The organism is Bacillus sp. PK5-006 (assembly GCF_054161415.1).
In genome coordinates, this window is sequence record NZ_CP096414.1 from 1,506,284 (window position 1) to 1,526,343 (window position 20,060).

The 20,060-nt window shown below is 42.7% G+C and carries 23 protein-coding genes; 19 read left to right on the plus strand and 4 right to left on the minus strand.

The genetic code is table 11. From position 1 onward, the window contains the following. The first annotated feature begins 34 nt into the window (after positions 1-34). The 8 genes from yqiS (at position 35) to M1D84_RS07855 (ending at position 8,260) form a co-directional block, all read left to right on the plus strand. Entirely contained in the window at positions 35-928 is an 894-nt protein-coding gene (gene yqiS / locus M1D84_RS07820) for a phosphate butyryltransferase (RefSeq protein ID WP_024422929.1), read from the plus strand. Between the two features lie 26 nt (positions 929-954). Beyond that, positions 955-2,049: a branched-chain amino acid dehydrogenase gene (gene bcd / locus M1D84_RS07825; RefSeq protein ID WP_003215658.1), complete on the plus strand. Its 1,095-nt coding sequence runs from the start codon at positions 955-957 to the stop codon at positions 2,047-2,049. A gap of 33 nt (positions 2,050-2,082) precedes the next feature. Continuing rightward, positions 2,083-3,204 (plus strand): butyrate kinase, encoded by a 1,122-nt coding sequence (gene buk / locus M1D84_RS07830; protein WP_034622326.1) that lies wholly within the window; start codon positions 2,083-2,085, stop codon positions 3,202-3,204. Beyond that, entirely contained in the window at positions 3,194-4,618 is a 1,425-nt protein-coding gene (gene lpdA / locus M1D84_RS07835; RefSeq protein WP_332284160.1) for a dihydrolipoyl dehydrogenase, read from the plus strand. The genes buk and lpdA overlap by 11 nt, the downstream gene beginning before the upstream one ends. Before the next feature lie 17 nt (positions 4,619-4,635). Next, on the plus strand, positions 4,636-5,628 hold the full coding sequence (locus M1D84_RS07840; RefSeq protein WP_056767291.1) for a thiamine pyrophosphate-dependent dehydrogenase E1 component subunit alpha: 993 nt from the start codon (positions 4,636-4,638) through the stop codon (positions 5,626-5,628). A gap of 12 nt (positions 5,629-5,640) precedes the next feature. Next, positions 5,641-6,624: an alpha-ketoacid dehydrogenase subunit beta gene (locus M1D84_RS07845; RefSeq protein ID WP_024422925.1), complete on the plus strand. Its 984-nt coding sequence runs from the start codon at positions 5,641-5,643 to the stop codon at positions 6,622-6,624. Between the two features lie 19 nt (positions 6,625-6,643). Then, a complete protein-coding gene (locus M1D84_RS07850; RefSeq protein WP_122631083.1) occupies positions 6,644-7,900 on the plus strand; it encodes a dihydrolipoamide acetyltransferase family protein in 1,257 nt (418 codons plus the stop codon). A gap of 66 nt (positions 7,901-7,966) precedes the next feature. After that, entirely contained in the window at positions 7,967-8,260 is a 294-nt protein-coding gene (locus M1D84_RS07855) for a YesK family protein (protein WP_024428019.1), read from the plus strand. 13 nt (positions 8,261-8,273) lie between these two features. Here the strand turns inward: M1D84_RS07855 and M1D84_RS07860 are convergent, their stop codons facing one another. Continuing rightward, a complete protein-coding gene (locus M1D84_RS07860) occupies positions 8,274-9,167 on the minus strand; it encodes a YegS/Rv2252/BmrU family lipid kinase (protein ID WP_332284161.1) in 894 nt (297 codons plus the stop codon). Between the two features lie 170 nt (positions 9,168-9,337). Between M1D84_RS07860 and M1D84_RS07865 the strand changes: the two genes are divergently transcribed. From M1D84_RS07865 to M1D84_RS07890, 6 genes are all read left to right on the plus strand, one after another. After that, positions 9,338-9,775 carry a BrxA/BrxB family bacilliredoxin gene (locus tag M1D84_RS07865; protein ID WP_024428021.1) on the plus strand — a complete coding sequence of 146 codons (438 nt, stop codon included), beginning with the start codon at positions 9,338-9,340 and terminating at the stop codon, positions 9,773-9,775. Between the two features lie 195 nt (positions 9,776-9,970). Next, positions 9,971-10,735, plus strand: a complete 765-nt coding sequence (locus M1D84_RS07870) for a transporter substrate-binding domain-containing protein (protein WP_024422920.1) — start codon at positions 9,971-9,973, stop codon at positions 10,733-10,735. A gap of 114 nt (positions 10,736-10,849) precedes the next feature. Then, entirely contained in the window at positions 10,850-11,506 is a 657-nt protein-coding gene (locus M1D84_RS07875) for an amino acid ABC transporter permease (RefSeq protein WP_024422919.1), read from the plus strand. Further along, positions 11,499-12,221 carry an amino acid ABC transporter ATP-binding protein gene (locus M1D84_RS07880; RefSeq protein WP_024422918.1) on the plus strand — a complete coding sequence of 241 codons (723 nt, stop codon included), beginning with the start codon at positions 11,499-11,501 and terminating at the stop codon, positions 12,219-12,221. The genes M1D84_RS07875 and M1D84_RS07880 overlap by 8 nt, the downstream gene beginning before the upstream one ends. Positions 12,222-12,341: 120 nt before the next feature. Further along, on the plus strand, positions 12,342-13,295 hold the full coding sequence (locus M1D84_RS07885; RefSeq protein ID WP_024422917.1) for an aromatic acid exporter family protein: 954 nt from the start codon (positions 12,342-12,344) through the stop codon (positions 13,293-13,295). A gap of 52 nt (positions 13,296-13,347) precedes the next feature. Continuing rightward, a complete protein-coding gene (locus M1D84_RS07890; protein WP_044332743.1) occupies positions 13,348-13,857 on the plus strand; it encodes a L,D-transpeptidase in 510 nt (169 codons plus the stop codon). Positions 13,858-13,895: 38 nt separating this feature from the next. Here M1D84_RS07890 and prli42 read toward each other — a convergent pair whose 3' ends face one another. After that, positions 13,896-13,988, minus strand: a complete 93-nt coding sequence (gene prli42 / locus M1D84_RS07895; RefSeq protein ID WP_149126490.1) for a stressosome-associated protein Prli42 — start codon at positions 13,986-13,988, stop codon at positions 13,896-13,898. Between the two features lie 101 nt (positions 13,989-14,089). Between prli42 and mce the strand changes: the two genes are divergently transcribed. From mce to M1D84_RS07915, 4 genes are read left to right on the plus strand one after another with little or no spacing between them, the layout of a single operon-like run. After that, positions 14,090-14,512: a methylmalonyl-CoA epimerase gene (gene mce, locus M1D84_RS07900; RefSeq protein ID WP_044332745.1), complete on the plus strand. Its 423-nt coding sequence runs from the start codon at positions 14,090-14,092 to the stop codon at positions 14,510-14,512. After that, a complete protein-coding gene (locus tag M1D84_RS07905) occupies positions 14,505-15,968 on the plus strand; it encodes an acyl-CoA carboxylase subunit beta (RefSeq protein ID WP_103131966.1) in 1,464 nt (487 codons plus the stop codon). Before mce ends, M1D84_RS07905 begins: the two co-directional genes overlap by 8 nt. 16 nt (positions 15,969-15,984) lie before the next feature. Beyond that, positions 15,985-17,106 carry a tripeptidase T gene (locus tag M1D84_RS07910; RefSeq protein ID WP_025093005.1) on the plus strand — a complete coding sequence of 374 codons (1,122 nt, stop codon included), beginning with the start codon at positions 15,985-15,987 and terminating at the stop codon, positions 17,104-17,106. Positions 17,107-17,120: 14 nt separating this feature from the next. Further along, positions 17,121-17,585, plus strand: coding sequence for a chemotaxis protein CheW (locus M1D84_RS07915; protein ID WP_024422912.1), 465 nt, complete (start codon positions 17,121-17,123; stop codon positions 17,583-17,585). 36 nt (positions 17,586-17,621) lie between these two features. Here the strand turns inward: M1D84_RS07915 and M1D84_RS07920 are convergent, their stop codons facing one another. Both M1D84_RS07920 and M1D84_RS07925 read right to left on the minus strand, forming a co-directional pair. Then, positions 17,622-18,440 (minus strand): membrane protein insertase YidC, encoded by an 819-nt coding sequence (locus tag M1D84_RS07920; RefSeq protein ID WP_025093006.1) that lies wholly within the window; start codon positions 18,438-18,440, stop codon positions 17,622-17,624. 28 nt (positions 18,441-18,468) lie between these two features. After that, positions 18,469-18,750, minus strand: coding sequence for a hypothetical protein (locus M1D84_RS07925; protein ID WP_024422910.1), 282 nt, complete (start codon positions 18,748-18,750; stop codon positions 18,469-18,471). Between the two features lie 179 nt (positions 18,751-18,929). Between M1D84_RS07925 and M1D84_RS07930 the strand changes: the two genes are divergently transcribed. Further along, positions 18,930-19,922 carry a carbon-nitrogen hydrolase family protein gene (locus M1D84_RS07930; protein WP_277721866.1) on the plus strand — a complete coding sequence of 331 codons (993 nt, stop codon included), beginning with the start codon at positions 18,930-18,932 and terminating at the stop codon, positions 19,920-19,922. The last annotated feature ends 138 nt before the right edge of the window (positions 19,923-20,060 follow it).

The following is a 20,060-nucleotide window of genomic DNA, read 5'->3' on the forward strand; positions in this document are numbered from 1 at the left end:
AACATGAACCGAGCACAAGGAAAGGTGGGCATATATGAAGCTTGACGATCTGATTATGAAAGCCGCCCAGCTGCAGAACAAAACGGCGGCTGTGGCTCATGCAGAAGACGAAGAAGTGCTTCATGCCATCAAGATGGCAATTAAGCGAAAGGTCGCTCGCTTTCTCCTGGTTGGGAACAAACGCAACCTGAAGGAGCTAGTGAAGCAGCATGAAATCAATGAGGACTGGATCGATATTATTCATTCAGATTCTCCCGAAGAATCTGCCAAAATTGCCGTTCAGGCAGTGAGCGAGAAGCATGCAGATATTTTGATGAAGGGGCATGTCCCGACAGCCGTTCTTTTAAAAGCGGTATTGAATAAAGAATATGGGCTCAGGACGACCAGTGTCCTATCACATGTTGCGGCATTTGAAGTACCGGGCTTTGACCGCTTTATTTATGTCACGGATTCTGCGATGAACATCGCGCCCGATTTAAATATGCTGAAAGAGATTACGATCAACTCTGTTCAAGTAGCGCAAGCTGTCGGAAACGACATGCCGAAGGTTGCAGTGCTCTCTGCGGTGGAGGTCGTGAATCCGGCAATGGATTCAACTTTGACTGCTGCAAGTCTTGCGCAAATGAATCGGCGCGGGCAAATTTCTGGCTGCCTGATTGATGGGCCACTTGCTTTAGATAATGCCATTTCTCAAACGGCAGCTTCTCATAAAAATATTACAAGTGATGTAGCCGGCCATGCAGATATTTTGCTTGTGCCAACAATTGAGGCAGGAAACATTCTTTATAAATCTCTCATCTACTTTGCACATGCGAAGGTGGGAGCTGTGGTGGCAGGAGCGAAGGCGCCGATTGCTTTAACAAGCCGGTCTGATTCAGCCGAAAGTAAGCTTTATTCAATTGCGCTTGCCATCTGTACATCAAATTAAGCGGAAGTAATAGGAGGAATAACACGATGGAACTTTTTAAATATATGGAACGATACGATTATGAACAGCTTGTATTTTGTCAGGATGAGCAGTCTGGCTTAAAAGCCATTATTGCGATTCATGATACAACACTTGGGCCGGCACTAGGCGGAACGAGAATGTGGACGTATGAAAACGAAGAAGCAGCCATTGAGGATGCACTGCGTCTAGCTAGAGGAATGACTTATAAAAACGCGGCAGCAGGACTTAATCTTGGCGGCGGAAAAACGGTCATCATCGGTGATCCGAGAAAAGACAAAAATGAAGAAATGTTCCGTGCATTTGGACGTTATATTCAAGGGCTGAATGGCCGCTATATTACAGCAGAAGATGTCGGTACAACGGTAGAAGACATGGATCTCATTCATGAAGAAACCGATTTTGTCACAGGGATCTCTCCTGCATTTGGTTCTTCTGGAAATCCGTCTCCCGTCACAGCTTACGGTGTATACAAAGGGATGAAAGCCGCTGCCAAAGCTGCATTTGGAACCGATTCATTAGAAGGAAAAACAATTGCCGTCCAAGGCGTAGGAAATGTCGCTTACAACTTGTGTAAACATCTGCATGAAGAAGGCGCGCAGCTCATTGTCACAGATATCAACAAAGACTCTGTCAAACGTGCTGTTGAAGACTTTGGCGCAAAAGCAGTCGACCCTGACGATATTTACGATCAAGCATGTGATATTTATGCACCGTGCGCACTTGGTGCAACCATTAACGATGTGACCATTCCTAAGTTAAAAGCAAAGGTGATTGCAGGTGCTGCAAATAACCAGCTAAGAGAAACGCATCACGGAGACCTTATCCATGAGATGGGAATTGTATATGCTCCTGACTATGTGATCAATGCAGGCGGTGTGATTAACGTGGCTGATGAGCTTTATGGCTATAATGCAGATCGTGCGATGAAAAAAGTCGAAGGCATTTATCAAAATATTGAACGTGTAATTGAAATTTCAAACCGTGATGCCATTCCAACTTATAAAGCGGCAGACCGATTGGCTGAAGAGCGAATTGAAAGAATGCGCAAATCAAGAAGTCAATTCTTGCAAAATGGTCAACATATTTTAAGCCGTCGCTAATTTGAAGAATGAGTTGAAACGGAGGTTTTGTTTTTGCTGACAAAAGAATGGCGTATTCTCACGATTAATCCTGGCTCTACTTCAACAAAAATCGGTGTGTTTCATAATGAACGGTCTATTTTTGAAACGACACTTAGACATACAGATGAGGAATTAAAGCAGTTTCCTCATATCATTGATCAATTTTCATTCCGTAAAGAAACCATATTGAAAACACTGCATGAACAGGGGATGAACATCTCAAAGTTTGATGCAGTTTGCGCACGCGGCGGTCTCCTTCGTCCGATTGAAGGAGGCACATATGAAGTCAATGAGCAAATGGTGAAAGACCTAAAAGAAGGATATGCCGGCCAGCACGCATCCAATCTCGGTGGAATCATCGCGAGAGAAATTGCACTTGGCCTGAATATCCCAGCTTTTATTGTCGATCCAGTTGTAGTGGATGAACTAAAACCAATTGCTCGTATTTCAGGGCTGCCAACGATCGAAAGAAAAAGCATTTTTCATGCATTAAATCAAAAAGCGGTCGCAAGAAAAACAGCGGCTTCTTTTGGAAAAAGTTATGAAGATTTGAACATGATTATTACTCATATGGGCGGCGGTATTACCATTGGTGTTCATGAAAAAGGAAAAGTCATCGATGTGAATAACGGTCTGCATGGCGAAGGTCCTTTCAGCCCAGAGCGTGCGGGAACCCTGCCGACAGGTGATCTTGTGAATCTTTGTTTTTCGGGGGAGTATACCCAAGAAGAAATGCTCAAACGCATTATTGGTGAAGGCGGGCTTGCGGGCTATCTTGGCACGACAGACGCTGTGAAAGTGGAACGCATGATTGAAGCGGGTGATGAGCGGGCGGCGCTCATTTATGAAGCGATGTGCTATCAGATTGCCAAGGAAATTGGTGCGGCTAGCGCTGTCTTAAAAGGAGCAGTTGACGTCATTGTATTAACAGGCGGACTTGCATACAGCAAACAAATTACGTCAAGTATTCGCGGCTATATTGACTGGATTTCAGATGTTGTTGTGTTTCCAGGTGAAAATGAGCTGCAATCGTTAGCAGAAGGTGCGCTTCGTATTTTAAAAGAAGAAGAATCACCGAAAGAATACCCAAATGATCAACAGGAAAAGAAAGGAGTGACAAGTCATGGCAACTGAATATGACCTCGTCATTCTTGGTGGAGGCACAGGCGGCTATGTAGCGGCCATCCGTGCCTCACAGCTTGGATTGAAAACAGCAGTTGTAGAAAAAGAAAAGCTCGGCGGAACATGTCTTCATAAAGGCTGCATCCCGTCTAAAGCGCTGCTCAGAAGTGCAGAAGTTTATCAAACCGTCAAACGCGCAGCTGATTTTGGTGTTGAGGCAGGAGGCGTTGCCTTGCAATTTGCCAATGTGCAGAAAAGAAAAACAGAGATCGTCGAAAAACTAGCAGGCGGCGTCAAACATTTAATGAAACAAGGAAGAATTGATGTATATGAAGGGATCGGCCGTATTCTTGGTCCATCTATCTTTTCGCCAATGCCAGGAACGATCTCCGTAGAAATGGCAAATGGAGAGGAAAATGAAATGCTCATTCCAAAGCAGGTCATCATCGCGACAGGATCAAGACCGCGTGTGCTGCCAGGGCTTGAAGCAGATGGAACACACATCCTCACTTCAGATGATGCACTTGAACTGCCAGAGCTTCCGCAGTCAATGCTGATTGTGGGGGGCGGAGTGATCGGAATCGAGTGGGCTTCCATGCTTAATGATTTTGGTGTGAACGTCACTGTGCTTGAGTTTGCAGACCGCATTTTGCCAACAGAGGATCATGACATTTCTAAAGAAATGGAAAAGCTATTATCTAAAAAAGGCATCACTTTTGTGACTAATGCGAAGGTACTGCCAGATAGCGTAGAAAAGCAGGAAAATCTCGTGACAATTCAAGCGGAAAAGGATGGAGACATTCAGACGTTTGAAGCGGAAAAACTCCTTCTTTCAGTGGGCAGAGTACCTAATATCGAAGGCATAGGTCTTGAAAACACGGACATCCAAACCGAAAAACAAGGCATTGTCGTGAATGAACATTATCAAACGAAAGAATCGCATATTTACGCAATAGGAGATGTCATCGGCGGGCTTCAGCTGGCACATGTCGCTTCTCACGAAGGGATGATTGCTGTAGAACATATGGCTGGGAAAGATCCAAAGCCGCTCGATGAAACGCTCGTATCTAAATGTGTTTACTCTCACCCAGAAACCGCTAGTGTTGGACTCACTGAACAGGCGGCAAAAGAGCAGGGCTTTGAAGTCAAAATAGGGAAATTACCATTTATGGCGATTGGAAAAGCACTTGTGTACGGTGAGTCTGATGGATTCGTCAAAATCATTGCCGATCAAAAGACAGATGATATTTTAGGAATTCATATGATTGGTCCTCATGTAACAGATATGATATCTGAAGCTGGATTAGCCAAAGTACTTGATGCAACCCCGTGGGAAGTGGGGCAGACGATACACCCGCATCCGACCTTATCAGAGGCGATTGGCGAGGCAGCCCTTGCTGTTGACGGGAAGGCGATCCATTTTTAATCAAGGAGGGAAACATGATGAGTAACATGCGTCATCAGGAATTAGGATTATCAGATGAACAAGCAATTGAGATATACAGAACAATGCTTCTAGCAAGAAAAATCGATGAACGGATGTGGCTTTTAAACCGTTCCGGGAAAATTCCATTCGTTATTTCTTGTCAAGGGCAGGAAGCGCAGCAAGTCGGCGCTGCATTTGCTCTTAATAGAGAAGAAGATTACGTCTTACCTTACTATCGTGATATGGGGGTTGTCCTTGCTTTTGGGATGACAGCAAAAGATTTAATGATGTCTGGTTTCGCAAAACAAGACGATCCAAACTCAGGCGGAAGACAAATGCCGGGGCATTTTGGGCAAAGAGCAAATCGAATTGTGACTGGGTCGTCACCTGTAACAACGCAGGTTCCTCACGCGGTAGGAATTGCCCTTGCTGGACGATTAGAGCAGAAAAACTTTGTCAGCTTTGTCACGTTCGGTGAAGGCTCATCAAACCAAGGTGATTTCCACGAAGGCGCAAACTTTGCTGCTGTTCATAAACTGCCTGTTATTTTCATGTGTGAAAACAATAAGTATGCGATTTCCGTGCCATATGACAAACAAGTAGCCTGTGAACGCATTTCAGATCGTGCGGTTGGATATGGGATGCCTGGTGTCACTGTAGATGGAAATGATCCGCTTGAAGTATATGCCGCTGTCAAAGAAGCAAGAGACCGTGCGGCTAGAGGTGAAGGCCCGACATTGATTGAAACAATCTCTTACCGTTTAACTGCGCATTCAAGTGATGACGATGATTCAAGCTATCGAGAAAAAGAAGAAGTGCTTGAAGCAAGAAAGAAAGATCCGCTCATCCAATATGAAACGTATTTAATCGAAGGAAACGTCATGACTTCTGAAATGAAAGAAGAGATGACAAAAGAAATCATGCAAATCGTAAACGAAGCTACTGATGAAGCGGAAAACGCGGCTTATGCTGATGCAGAAAGCGCACTTCGTTACGTGTATGCGGAGTAAGGGGGAAGAAAAATGCCTGTTATGTCATATATAGACGCTATTACACTGGCGATGAAAGAAGAAATGGAGCGAGATCCGAAAGTGTTTGTGCTCGGAGAGGATGTCGGGAAAAAAGGCGGCGTATTTAAAGCGACAGCGGGTCTTTACGAGCAATTCGGAGAAGCGCGCGTCATGGATACACCTCTTGCAGAATCAGCCATTGCGGGTGTAGGTATTGGGGCAGCGATGTATGGAATGCGCCCAATTGCAGAAATGCAATTTGCGGATTTCATTATGCCTGCAATCAACCAAATCATTTCAGAGGCTGCAAAAATTAGATACCGTTCAAATAATGATTGGAGCTGTCCAATGGTCATCCGCGCACCTTACGGGGGTGGAGTACACGGGGCACTTTATCATTCACAATCGGTCGAAGCTATTTTTGCTAACCAGCCTGGTTTGAAGATTGTGATGCCTTCTACACCTTATGATGTCAAAGGTCTTTTAAAGGCTGCAGTGCGTGATCCAGATCCTGTATTGTTCTTTGAACATAAACGTGCATACCGTCTGATTAAAGGAGAAGTGCCTGAAGAGGATTACACTCTTCCGATTGGAAAAGCAGATGTGAAGCGTGAAGGCGATGATATCACGGTCATTACATATGGCCTTTGTGTCCATTTTGCGCTGCAAGCAGCAGACCGCCTTGCAAAAGACGGCATTTCCGCTCATATTCTCGATTTGAGAACAGTGTACCCGCTTGATCAGGAAGCGATTATAGAAGCGGCTTCTAAAACAGGTAAAGTGCTTCTGTTAACAGAAGATACAAAAGAAGGCAGCATCATGAGTGAGGTTGCGGCGATCATTTCGGAGCATTGCTTATTTGATTTAGACGCACCAATCAAACGCCTGGCAGGACCAGATATTCCGGCAATGCCTTATGCGCCGACAATGGAGAAATTCTTCATGGTCAACCCGGATAAGGTAGAAGCTGAAATGAGAGAGCTGGCGGCGTTTTAAGAAAGAGGAGGGTTTCAAAGTGGCAATTGAACAAATGAAAATGCCTCAGCTAGGTGAAAGTGTAACAGAAGGAACCATTAGCAAATGGCTCGTTTCACCTGGCGATCATGTGAATAAATACGATCCGATTGCGGAAGTCATGACAGATAAAGTGAACGCAGAAGTTCCGTCATCTTTTACAGGAACGATTACAAAGCTATCGGCTGAGGAAGGCGAAACGCTGCAAGTAGGAGAAGTGTTCTGTGAAATTGAAGTTGAAGGAAGCGAGCAGCAGAGCGAGAAAGAAGAAGCAGCACCTGAGCAAAGCGAAGCGCCTGAAGCAGATCAAACAAATGAGAATCAAAGTCAAAAGAAACGTTATTCTCCAGCCGTTCTTCGTTTAGCAGATGAGCATGGCATTGATTTAGCGGCTGTTCAAGGTACGGGAGCAGGCGGCCGAATCACTAGAAAAGATTTGCTGCAGCTCATTGAAAACGGCGGCGTCAAAGAGAAGACAGCACCTGTCAATGAACGTGCCGTTCAACCGGAGCCTGCGCAGTCTTCTCAAGCAAAAGCAGCACCTGCCGTCCCTTCTATGCCTGGTGATGTTGAGCTGCCAGTCACGCCGATCCGTCAGGCAATTGCGGCCAATATGCTGAGAAGCAAACATGAAATTCCGCATGCTTGGACGATGATGGAAGTCGATGTGACAAATCTAGTGACAAGAAGAAATCAGCTGAAGGATCAGTTTAAAGCAAAAGAAGGCTTTAACTTGACGTTCTTTGCGTTCTTTGTCAAAGCAGTGGCTCAGGCCTTAAAGGAATTCCCTGAAATGAACAGCATGTGGGCCGGAGATAAAATTGTGCAAAAGAAAGCAATCAATGTTTCGATTGCTGTCGCTACAGATGACGCGCTTTTTGTTCCAGTCATTAAGGATGCGGATGAAAAGACCATTAAGGGCATTGCCAAAGAAATTCATGAGCTGGCGTCTAAGGTGAGACAAGGGACGCTTAAGCAAAGTGATATGGAAGGCGGTACCTTCACTGTCAACAACACGGGATCATTTGGTTCGGTACAATCAATGGGAATCATTAATTATCCGCAAGCGGCGATTTTACAAGTAGAATCGATCGTGAAGCGTCCAATGATTGTAAACGGAATGATTGCGGCAAGAGACATGGTCAATCTTTGTCTTTCATTAGATCACAGAGTACTAGATGGTCTTGTATGCGGCAGATTCCTTCAGCGAATTAAACAAATCCTTGAAGGCATCGACGAGCAGACATCTGTTTATTAAAACAATATTTTCCCCCCTCCCGGTATGAGAGGGGGATTTCCACATCTAGGAGAAAGGAGCGATGATATGTCTGGACTAGATTTTTTTGCTTTTCTCACGATTGGTCTCATGTTTATCACAGCGATTGCCTTCGCTTTTCTGCGGTACATTTCTAAATCACGCAATCATCCTGAACGATTACTGCTTATCATATCGATCGTTTCAATCATTCAAATCGTGTACTGTCTGCTGATTGTCGGCGGGTTTAAAGGAGCAGCCAATAGCTTTTTAGGAATATCACTTCTCGCCGGGACGCTTCTCGGATATGCACTTGAATATTTATACAGACGCTATATCAAAAAAACGCCCGAATCAAAATGATGTCGGGCATTTTTTATTCTGCTGGAACAATAAAGGTCAAATGTTGTTTTAACACTTCTAAAGAAGAGGGGGCCGTCATATAAACTTCACCATCTGTATCAGCATCCATTTCCTCTTTTGTGTGGATATGAATACTGGACGCTTGAATGAGAGACAGATCGCCGGTGAAATCCTCCAGCTCCTCCCGGTTCATTGAGAAGATTTCTTTTAAAGCAGAGAAACTCGTATTTCTGCAAATTAAGATTTCTGCTTTTCCATCATCAATGGCTGAATGAGGCAAATCAATTTTATTTGTACCGATAAAATGTCCATTCATGACAAGAACGATGACGGCTTCCTCTTCCCAGCTTTCCTCTTCTGTCTCAATACGTACGTGAAAAGGATCTGTTTGCTGCAAGGTGCGCAGCGCACTTGTGAAGTAGCTGATTTTGCCGAGTACGGCTTTTTCCTTGTCGTTAATATTGTTGGACGTATCTGCGATCAGCCCAATTCCCCAAAAGTTTAACACGTATCGATCTTCTGCTTTGATTAAGTCGACCTTTTTCTCTTTGCCGTCTACAATCATTTGAGCGGCTTTCTGCATTTGTTGAGGAATACCTAGTGTTCTAGAAAAATCATTGCATGTCCCGCCTGGTAATATCGCTACAGTGGGCCTTTTTTCTAAACCGCCAATGCCGTTCATGCATTCATGCACGGTACCATCTCCGCCTAATATAATGAGCAATTCCACCGTCTCATCAATTTGACGGCAGAAATTATAAGCATCATTTGGCTGCTTTGTTGGTTTCAAAATGAGTTCATCAATATGTATAGAAAGAAGAGGCACTGTTTGACCGAGTGTTTTTTCCATGTTTTTTTGTCCAGCATTTCCATTATAAATGAGCATCGCTTTTTTGAATTGTGCCATCACGCAGTTCTCCCTTTCATCTCTTTATCATCACTTTTCCCCAATTTGACAGCTCATAAACGATGTTCGGAAAAAGAGGCGGGAGGAAAAGACAACACATTTGCCCGCAGGCGTTTTCCTTGATATGATGGAGTTAAAATGGTTATGGTACGCAAAAGGAGTGGACGGACATGAATATTGATTTTAATTTATTTATGAATGATATTGTGAAACAAGCGAGAGAAGAAATTAAGCAGGCAGGCTACACTGAGCTCACGTCAGCTGAAGAAGTGGACGAAGCACTGACTAAAAAAGGAACGGCACTTGTCATGGTGAATTCAGTATGCGGTTGTGCAGGTGGTATTGCAAGACCAGCTGCCGGCTATTCTGTTCATTACGATAAGCGTCCAGATCAATTGCTGACAGTGTTTGCTGGGCAGGACAAAGAGGCAACAGCAAGAGCCCGTGAATACTTTGAAGGCTTCCCGCCATCTTCACCATCTTTTGCCTTATTAAAAGATGGAAAAATCATCAAAATGGTCGAGCGTCATGAAATTGAAGGGCATGAGCCAATGGAAGTCGTGTCAAAACTACAAGCCGCTTTCGATGAGCATTGCGAAGAAATCTAACATGTGACGTTTGAATGAATAAATATAAAGCAGTCCGGTCTTTAGATCGGTCTGCTTTTTGTTTTATAAGACAATAGAATCAAAATAATTTTAGCAAAATACTATTGCATCTTAAAAAGAAAGTGTTTAAAATACATTATAGTGAATAAATATTCAAATCAATACATGATTTTAAATACTGGGAGGCATCATCATATGAAAAAGTGGTTATTATTACTTATGACAGCTGGTCTTGCAGCTGCACTCGCAGCATGCGGAACTTCTTCTAATAATTCAAACGCATCAGGAGATGACAAGACACTCGTTATGGCGACATCAGCAGATTATCCGCCATTTGAATCAAAAGACGGAGATAAAATTGTCGGTTTTGATGTAGATCTTGCAACAGCACTAGCGAAAAAGAACGGCTACAAGCTAGAAATTCAAGATATGGACTTTGCTAGCCTTGTATCAGCCCTCAAAACAAACAAAGCTGATATTGTCCTTGCAGGAATGACACCTACAGAAAAACGTAAAAAGCAAGTTGATTTCTCTGATGTTTATTACAATGCTAAAAACTTGGTTGTATCAAAGAAATCTAGCGGTATTAAGGCAGAGAAAGATTTAAAAGACAAAACAGTCGGCGTTCAATTAGGTTCCATTCAACAGGATGAAGCAAATGGACTGCAAAAGAAATATAACCTAACAGTTGAAGACCGTAATAAAATTTCTGATATCATTCAAGAGATTAAAGCAGGCCGTTTTGATGCAGCAATTATTGAAGATAAAGTAGCTGCTGGTTACTTGAAAAAGGAAAAAGACTTCCAAGCATTTGGATTGAACAGCTCAAACGAAGGTTCAGCCATTGCATTCAAGAAAAACAGCGACTTAACAGCGAAATTTAATAAATCATTAAAAGAAATGAAAGATAATGGCGAACTTGATAAATTAATTAAAAAATGGTTTGCTGATGAAAAGTAAGTCAGGAAAAGGATCAGCGTCATTCCAGAAAATCAAGTAGAAAAGCGCTGAAAAGTTCAACTCATGTTGAACTTTTTTCCTGTTTTGTATAAAGGCAGAAAAAAGGAGAATGTCATGTTTGATTTTAAAGATGTAATACCTCAGATGCCCTTTATTCTAGAAGGACTTAAGGTCACGCTTTCTATAGTAGTGGTATCCCTTTTACTTGGATTTATCTTAGGAATTTTATTAACGCTTTGTAAAATTAGTGTGTTTAAACCGCTCATTTGGCTTGCAGATTTTTATACGTCAATTTTCCGAGGCACACCGCTTGTGCTTCAATTGCTCATTATTTATTTTGGTCTGCCTCAGCTTCTTGGGTTTCAAATCGACCAATACTGGGCTGCTGTAGCGGCATTTTCACTCAACTCGGCGGCATACGTATCTGAAATTATTCGTGCGGGTATTAATGCCATTGATAAAGGTCAAAAAGAAGCAGCCGTTGCTTTAGGCATCCCTTATGCTAAAATGATGAAGGACCTATTGCTTCCGCAGGCGTTTAAAAATATTTCACCTGCACTTGTGAATGAGACGATTACACTGACAAAAGAATCAGCGATTGTAACAGTCATCGGACTGGGTGATGTCATGAGACGAGCCTATCAAGCAGGGGCCGTCACGTATAATTATCTTGAACCGCTTATTTTTGCGGGTCTTATCTATTATGTCATCGTGCTTGTTCTCACCTTTGTCGGCAAATCGGTGGAAAGGAAGTTAAAATCAAATGATTAAAATAGAGAAACTCACAAAATCTTTTGGTAAAAACGAAGTTTTAAAGGGGATCGACACCACCATTAAAGAAGGGGAAGTTGTTGCGGTTATTGGACCATCTGGTTCAGGAAAATCGACGTTCCTCCGCTGCATGAATTTACTTGAAAAGCCGACTTCTGGTGTCATTACGATTAAGGACACCGAAATCACCAATCCAAAAACGAATGCACTAAAAGTGCGTGAGAACATCGGAATGGTGTTTCAGCATTTCCATCTGTTCCCGCATAAAACGGTGCTGGAAAATATCACGTATGCGCCAATGAATGTGAAGAATCAATCGAAGGAAGACAGCATCAAGCAAGCTGAAGACCTGCTCAAAAAGGTAGGGCTTTTAGAGAAAAAAGATGATTTCCCGAACCGTCTGTCAGGCGGTCAAAAGCAGCGTGTAGCGATTGCGCGTGCGCTTGCGATGACACCAGACATTATGCTGTTTGACGAACCAACGTCTGCTCTAGATCCAGAAATGGTCAAGGAAGTATTAGAGGTCATGAAAGAGCTGGCTCAATCTGGAATGACACTCGTTATCGTCACACATGAAATGGGCTTTGCAAAAGAAGTGGCTGACCGCGTGATCTTTATGGATGATGGGAAAATTGTAGAGGATGCAAACCCTGTGCAATTTTTTGAATCACCGTCTTCACAGCGCGCAAAAGACTTTTTACAAAAAATATTATAAAGAAATAAGAGAAGGAGACTTAACATCTCCTTCTTTTTTTGATTATAATGGGGAAAGTAAAAAAAGTTCATCATTTCACAAAAGTGAATGGAAACAAGACAGAAAAGAGTGAATCACATCATGTTTAAAATCGGCTACCGAACGCTGAAAACAGCATTAGGAACAGCGATCGCTATTTATATTGCACAATTGCTTGGCTTGCAAAATTATTCAGCTGCCGGGATTATTACGATCCTGTGTATTCAGGTGACAAAGAAAAGATCCCTCTTAGCATCGGGAGCTCGCTTTGCAGCATGCAGTCTTGCTATTTTATTTTCTTATTTATTTTTCGATCTGATTGGGTATCATCCTTTTGTGATCGGTTTGATGCTGCTTGTCTTTATTCCGACAACGGTTTTGCTTCGAATTAAAGAAGGGATTGTCACAAGTTCAGTCATCATTCTCCATTTATACATGTCTGGCGGGATTACCCTGCACCTCATCTGGAACGAGCTGCTGCTGATTACCATTGGTGTTGGGGTAGCGCTGATTATGAACCTCTATATGCCAAGTGTTGATAAAAAACTTAAACGCTACAGCGAACAGATTGAAGCCAACTTTGCTAAAATCTTTGAGGAAATCGAGCAATACTTAATGACAGGGAAACAAGACTGGACAGGAAAAGAAATACCAGAGACACATCAATTGATCAAAGAAGCGAAAGCTCTTGCATATCGTGATGTTGAAAACCATGTATTAAGACATGAAAACCTGTATTACCATTATTTCAACATGAGACAAAAGCAATTTGAAATCATTGAGCGTGTGCTGCCCAAAATTACTTCGATCTCTGTCACAACGGAGCATGGACAAATCATTGCAGAATACATTAGAGACTTACGCGAACATATTCACCCGGGGAACACAGCGCATAAGTTTTTAAGACGTCTCATTGATATGAAAGAAGAGTTCGATGCACTTCCGCTCCCGCAAACAAGAGAAGAATTTGAGGCAAGAGCGGCACTCTTTCATTTCCTCGGTGAAATGGAACAATATTTAGTACTGAAAAGCTATTTTAAAGGGATGAAAGAATAGAGACGCATGAGTTCCTCCTTCATTGGTCAATCTAATGAAAAAGGAGGAGCCTATGCGTCTTTTATTTTATACCGTACTGACCATGTCCCTTTCACCTATCTGGCCGCTTGGACAAAACCCGCTTCCAGGTGACCCGTTTGTCATCATTAATAAACAAACGAATGAACTTGCCTTCATTGATCAAGGGAAAATCCAAAAAGTATATCCTGCTTCAACAGGAAAAACAGCGGATTTAACGCCAGAAGGTGAATTTACGATTATGATCAAAGCGAAAGATCCCTATTACAGAAGAAAGAATATTGAAGGGGGTGCAAAGAATAACCCTCTTGGGCGAAGATGGATTGGATTTGATGCACGAGGAACAGATGGCAGAACCTACGGAATTCACGGAACGAGTGACGAAACATCGATTGGGAAATTTATCACAGCAGGCTGTGTAAGGCTTCATAATCAAGATGTAGAGCTTTTGTTTGATCAGCTTCCAATTGGCACCAAGGTATGGATTACAAAAACAAGTGCTTCCTTTGAAAAGCTTGCCAAAGACAAACAGGCCATTCGTTGATATCGCGAATCACCTGCTTGTCTGCCTTTATTAAAACCTTATAAAAAGGCTGCTGCTCCTGCTAAAAGTGAAGAAACTAACAGCAGGCTAATCATAAGCAATACCATAAATTTCATGAATTTTTGAGACATATCGCACCCCTATAACCGAAGATTTTTGCGACAAGCGCACTTGTCTTTATTTTATCTGGTTTTTTCATATGCGACAAGTGATCAGCAAAGGAAGTGAACGGATGAACCAAATCGATCATATTGCCATTGCCGTCTATTCTATTAAAGAAACATCTCAAACGCTTCATCAGCTATTTAACTGGCATTTTTCAGACATACAAGAGATTCCTGAGCAGGAGATTAAAGCGTCCTTCGCTTCACTTGATGATCTGCACATTGAATTAATTGAGCCCATCTCAGCCCGCAGTAAACTACATACCTTTTTAACAAAAAGAGGAGAGGGCCTTCATCATATAGCGTTAAAGTCAGATGACATTCAGGCTGATCTTAGCCGTCTCGATCACCTTGGCGTGCAGCTTCTCCAAAAAAAAGCACAGATGGGCGCCAGCGGAAAGCAGATTGCCTTTATTTCACCTAAAGAAACGTCAGGTGTGTTATTTGAATTGTGCGGGTCCTTGAAAGGAGAGAAATATTGCGATGAATGAATCGTTCAATGACTTGTCTGAATGGCGGAATAAAGCGTTAATGGGCGGCGGCGAAAAACGAGCAGCGGCTCACAGAAACAAAGGAAAGCTGACGGTTCGAGAGCGGCTGCATGAACTTCTTGACGAGGGCAGCTTGATGGAAATTCAGTCATTTGCAACAGGCGGTCTGTCAGAGCATGTTGGTGACGGCGTCGTCATTGGAACGGGACTCATTCACGGTAAGCCTGTCTGTGTTTATGCACAAGATGCAACTGTATATGGGGGCTCATTAGGCGAAATGCATGCGAAAAAAATTGCCTCTTTGATGGATCTGGCAGCTAAAAATCAGATGCCGGTCATCGGTCTAAAAGACTCAGGTGGTGCGAGAATTCAAGAGGGTGTGGTATCATTAGAAGGATACGGACAGATTTTTAAACGGAATGTGCTGTACTCTGGTCGAATCCCGCAAATATCAGTTATTTTAGGTTCATGTGCTGGAGGTGCAGTTTATTCTCCTGCATTGACTGATTTTGTCTTTATGACAGAGCAAACAGCTCATATGTTTTTAACTGGTCCGAAAGTAATAGAAAAGGCAACAGGAGAAACGGTCTGTCCTGACCGTCTTGGCGGTGCAAGTGTTCAGCATCAGACGAGCGGGAATGTGCACTATACTGGGAAAGATGAGAAGGACGTGTTAGAAGCGGTTCGAACTCTTTTAACGTACATACAAACGAAACAGCAGGCTGTCACACGCGCTGGGACGCGAAAACATGATACCGCCGATCCAGGCAGCATCTTGCCAAAGGATCCATCACGAACTTATGATGTCAAACAAGTGGTGACAGCGATAACCGATCCAGACTCATTCTTTGAAACGCAGCCTTGTTTCTCAAAAAATATTGTCACAGGTTTTGCCAGATTACAAGGAGCCTCCATTGGTGTTGTTGCCAATCAGCCAAAGGTGCTGGCAGGCAGCCTTGATCTTGACGCTGCCGATAAAGCGGCCAGGTTTATTCGATTTTGCGATGCGTTTCATATTCCGATCTTAACCCTTGTGGACGTTCCTGGTTTTTTACCAGGAGAAAAAGCCGAGCATGCGGGAATTATCCGCCATGGGGCAAAGCTTTTATATGCGTACGCTGAAGCAACTGTTCCAAAAATCACTGTCATTTTAAGAAAGGCGTTTGGCGGTGCATATGTCGCGATGAATAGCAAGGGCTTAGGCGCTGACTTTGTTTATGCATGGCCAGAAGCCGAAATTGATGTCATGGGGAAAACGTTCGCAGACGAAATCGTTCATCCTGCTTCGCGCAAGTCTGAAAACAAACCAAGTGTATGGAAAGCGGCTCAGGCAGGTCTGATAGACGATATTTTTATGCCAGCTGAAACGAGAGAGCGATTGATCCGCTCATTTGATGTGCTTCGCAGTAAGGAAGAAGATAGACCGTTAAAAAAGCATGGCAACATGCCGCTATAAGAGGAGGAGCATCATCATGATCAATGAAAAACGCTTACTAGACGAATTTTTAGAATTAGTTCAGATTGATTCAGAAACAAAACACGAAGAGAAAATTGTTGAAGTATTAAAAGAAAAATTCTCGCAGCTTGGTCTAAAAGTGATTGAAGACGATTCAAAAGCGGTAACAGGCCACGGCGCAGGCAACCTTGTCTGCACATTAGAAGGAAATCAAGAGGCAGATACAATTTATTTCACTTCTCATATGGATACAGTTGTACCAGGGAATGGCGTAAAACCAGTCATTGAGGACGGCTATGTGAAAACAGATGGAACAACGATTCTTGGTGCTGACGATAAAACAGGACTTGCTGCTATGTTTGAGGCGATCCGCGTGCTGAAAGAGAAAAATTTACCGCATGGAACAATTGAATTTGTGATCACAGCAGGCGAGGAATCAGGACTTGTTGGAGCAAAAGCGTTAGATCCGAATTTGATGACAGCGAAATACGGCTATGCCCTTGATTCAGATGGCAAGGTTGGCACGATTATTGTAGCTGCACCAACACAGGCAAAAGTACGCGCAACGATTTACGGAAAAACCGCTCACGCAGGTGTCGCGCCAGAAAAAGGTGTGTCTGCGATTACCATTGCATCAAAAGCAATTGCCAGCATGCCGCTTGGCCGGATTGATGAAGAAACAACGGCGAATATCGGCCGTTTTGAAGGCGGAACACAAACGAATATTGTGTGCGATCAAGTCGATATTTTGGCGGAAGCACGCTCTTTAGAACCAGCAAAAATGGAAGCTCAAGTAGCGAAGATGAAAGAAGCCTTTGAAAAAACCGCTAAAGAAATGGGCGGAAGTGCCGATGTACAAATTGACATCATGTATCCAGGCTTCAAATTCTCACACGGCGATCAAGTCGTAGAAGTGGCGAAAAAAGCGGCAGCAAAAATTGGCCGTCCTTCAGAACTGCAGACGAGCGGCGGAGGCAGTGATGCAAACGTCATTGCAGGCAACGGCGTTCCAACTGTCAACCTAGCTGTTGGATATGAAGATATTCATACGAAAAATGAGAAAATGCCGATTGAAGAATTAGTCAAAACAGCTGAAATGGTTCTCGCCATTATCGAAGAAACGACAAATCCATCGTAAAGGCAGGAGACTCTGTGAGCACGCAAAAGATTATTATTTTTCAGGTGGGGCAAGAGGAGTTTGGCATCAGTGTAGAGCATATTCGTTCGATTGAGAAGGTCCCTTACTTACAAGAAGTATCGAACCTACCAAAAGAAATTAAAGGGCTGATGTCATTAAGAGGAGAGGTCATTCCTGTCAGTGATACAGGCGTGATGCTTCACGGAAAGCCTCTTGATGTGAACGAGCAGTCCAAGGTGCTGCTATTTGAAGTAAACGATCAAATGATTGGCTGTCTTGTCTCAGATGCAAAAGATATCATCGATATCGAGCAAAGTGAGATCAAGCCATTTCATATGAACACGAAGGCCTCTGAATATTTCTTCGGCGTTGTGGAGAGAGAAAACAAAATGATTTTACAAGTGGACCCAAATAAGTTCCTTGGGAAAATTGAGGACCTTGATCAATTGCCAGACCGGTTGAAAGAAGAATTGGCATAATGAAAAGCCCCTTATCTAAAGATAAGGGGTTTATTTTTATTCAGCAGCTGGTTTGGCTTGTTCGTTAGCCGCAGCTTTCGTTTTTGATTTTTGGTACATGACATTTAAAATAATCGTTTGAATCGTGAGTAATAGTCCGCTTGTCATCCAGTATAAAGGAAGAGCAGCGGGTGCATTGATTGAAAGAAACAGCATCATGATTGGGAAAATCATGCCCATTACTTTCGCTTGCTTCAGCGCAGCCTCTGTCTGAGTGCCTGATTGCTTCGCATATTTTTGTGTGACATAAAATTGCAAGAAATACATAGCCCCTGCAAAGACTGCCACCAATAAATCGGTTTGTCCCAAGTTAAACCATAAGAACGTATGAGTTGCGATCTCAGGTGTTGAGCGGATCGCTGAGTAAAAGCCAAGAACAATTGGAATTTGAATCAGCATAGGCAGACAGCCCATTGCCAGCGGGTTCACATTGTTCTCTTTATATACTTTCATCATTTCCATTTGCAGTTCTTTTTGTTTTTCAGGATCTTTTGTTTTCTTCAGTTTGCTTTGTATTTGGTCAATCTGAGGTTTCACCAGTGCCATTTTTTCCTGCATGACTCGTTGCTTCTTAAATTGGTTCGCAAAAAGCGGGAAAATCAGCAGGCGGACAATCAAGGTGACGAACATAATGGATAAACCATAATCATCATGGAAAAAGTTCGCAAGCCAAATGATCAGCTCAGAAAAAGGCTGAACAAAATAATGATGGAAAAACCCATCAGAGCTCGTATTCGTTTGCGCACTCGCTGCAAATGCAGGTGACGCAATCATCATCAAACATAAAGTCGTAAAAACAGTCAATAAACGTTTCAATTCGTTTCCTCCTCATGATTAAAAAAATTTAATTAGTGAGAGGAAGCGAATGGTCTTCATCATCATTTGATGATCTTTTCATTCGAATGACTTTACTAATCCAAGTTGTAATGCGATCGTATATGATAAACAGAAAGTCTGTTCGATTCAAGCAAGATGCGTCCAACTCTTCCAAACGATGTCCACCAAGGTGTTCGTTCATACGGCAGTCTTTTAGTAAAAACGCAATGCCGATGGCCGTCAGCGCTGGAAGAATAATCGTAAAGAATTCAACAAGGAAAAAGACTTCATTGAATGTATCAATAATCATGATTATCACATCCATTTCATTACTCACAGTGTACTATACACATGGTTAAATGTCTAACACAACCACGTGTTTTCTCTATTAAATAAAATTCCTTATTTTGTATAAAATGGTAAATTTCATCCAAACTTCATATTTCCTATCCTATAATGAGGGGGATAAAAGAAATGGAGGTTTTGAATATGACAAGTATTTACCCAAAGTTTCGAGCAGCTGCCGTGCAAGCAGCACCTGTCTACTTAAATTTGGAAGCAAGCGTTGAGAAATCATGTGAACTGATCGACGAGGCAGCTTCAAATGGTGCAAAGCTTGTGGCATTCCCAGAAGCATTTTTACCTGGTTATCCTTGGTTTGCTTTTATTGGTCATCCAGAATATACGAGAAAGTTCTATCATGAATTATATAAAAATGCCGTTGAAATCCCTAGCTTAGCCATTCAAAAAATAAGTGAGGCAGCAAAAAGAAATGAAACGTACGTTTGTATATCATGCAGTGAAAAAGATGGCGGCTCTCTCTATTTAGCTCAGCTTTGGTTTAATCCAAATGGGGATTTAATAGGAAAACACCGGAAAATGAGAGCTTCTGTAGCAGAAAGACTCATTTGGGGGGATGGAAGTGGAAGTATGATGCCAGTCTTTCAAACTGACATTGGAAACCTTGGCGGATTGATGTGCTGGGAGCATCAAGTCCCGCTTGATCTTATGGCGATGAATGCTCAAAATGAGCAGGTACATGTAGCCTCTTGGCCAGGTTATTTTGACGATGAAATTTCAAGCAGATATTATGCCATCGCAACACAGACATTTGTGCTGATGACATCATCTATATATACGGAAGAAATGAAAGAAATGATTTGTTTAACGCAGGAGCAAAGAGATTACTTTGAAACATTTAAGAGCGGGCATACGTGCATTTACGGGCCGGACGGGGAACCGATCAGTGATATGGTTCCTGCTGAAACGGAAGGAATTGCTTACGCTGAAATTGATGTAGAAAGAGTCATTGATTACAAGTATTATATTGATCCGGCTGGACACTACTCCAATCAAAGTTTGAGTATGAATTTTCATCAACAGCCCAATCCGGTGGTAAAACATTTACATCATCAAAAAAATGAAGTATTCACATATGAGGACATTCAATATCAACATGGTATACTTGAAGAAAAAGTGTAAATGAACGTGAAACCCAGCGCGCAGACAAACCCTCGCATTCGGTGTCAGTCCTGCGCTCCGGTGCTCGTCCTTCCTAGGGCTGCATAGGTTTTTGATCACGCTGAAAAGAAGACTAAGGCTAAAATCAAGATCATTTTA

Coding starts and splice junctions, on each gene's coding strand:
- yqiS (WP_024422929.1), top strand. CDS start 35: ATGAAGCTTGACGATCTGATTATGAAAGCCGCCCAGCTGCAGAACAAA.
- bcd (WP_003215658.1), top strand. CDS start 955: ATGGAACTTTTTAAATATATGGAACGATACGATTATGAACAGCTTGTA.
- lpdA (WP_332284160.1), top strand. CDS start 3,194: ATGGCAACTGAATATGACCTCGTCATTCTTGGTGGAGGCACAGGCGGC.
- M1D84_RS07840 (WP_056767291.1), top strand. CDS start 4,636: ATGAGTAACATGCGTCATCAGGAATTAGGATTATCAGATGAACAAGCA.
- M1D84_RS07845 (WP_024422925.1), top strand. CDS start 5,641: ATGCCTGTTATGTCATATATAGACGCTATTACACTGGCGATGAAAGAA.
- M1D84_RS07855 (WP_024428019.1), top strand. CDS start 7,967: ATGTCTGGACTAGATTTTTTTGCTTTTCTCACGATTGGTCTCATGTTT.
- M1D84_RS07860 (WP_332284161.1), bottom strand. CDS start 9,167: ATGGCACAATTCAAAAAAGCGATGCTCATTTATAATGGAAATGCTGGA.
- M1D84_RS07865 (WP_024428021.1), top strand. CDS start 9,338: ATGAATATTGATTTTAATTTATTTATGAATGATATTGTGAAACAAGCG.
- M1D84_RS07870 (WP_024422920.1), top strand. CDS start 9,971: ATGAAAAAGTGGTTATTATTACTTATGACAGCTGGTCTTGCAGCTGCA.
- M1D84_RS07875 (WP_024422919.1), top strand. CDS start 10,850: ATGTTTGATTTTAAAGATGTAATACCTCAGATGCCCTTTATTCTAGAA.
- M1D84_RS07880 (WP_024422918.1), top strand. CDS start 11,499: ATGATTAAAATAGAGAAACTCACAAAATCTTTTGGTAAAAACGAAGTT.
- M1D84_RS07885 (WP_024422917.1), top strand. CDS start 12,342: ATGTTTAAAATCGGCTACCGAACGCTGAAAACAGCATTAGGAACAGCG.
- M1D84_RS07890 (WP_044332743.1), top strand. CDS start 13,348: ATGCGTCTTTTATTTTATACCGTACTGACCATGTCCCTTTCACCTATC.
- prli42 (WP_149126490.1), bottom strand. CDS start 13,988: ATGTCTCAAAAATTCATGAAATTTATGGTATTGCTTATGATTAGCCTG.
- mce (WP_044332745.1), top strand. CDS start 14,090: ATGAACCAAATCGATCATATTGCCATTGCCGTCTATTCTATTAAAGAA.
- M1D84_RS07905 (WP_103131966.1), top strand. CDS start 14,505: ATGAATGAATCGTTCAATGACTTGTCTGAATGGCGGAATAAAGCGTTA.
- M1D84_RS07910 (WP_025093005.1), top strand. CDS start 15,985: ATGATCAATGAAAAACGCTTACTAGACGAATTTTTAGAATTAGTTCAG.
- M1D84_RS07925 (WP_024422910.1), bottom strand. CDS start 18,750: ATGATTATTGATACATTCAATGAAGTCTTTTTCCTTGTTGAATTCTTT.
- M1D84_RS07930 (WP_277721866.1), top strand. CDS start 18,930: ATGACAAGTATTTACCCAAAGTTTCGAGCAGCTGCCGTGCAAGCAGCA.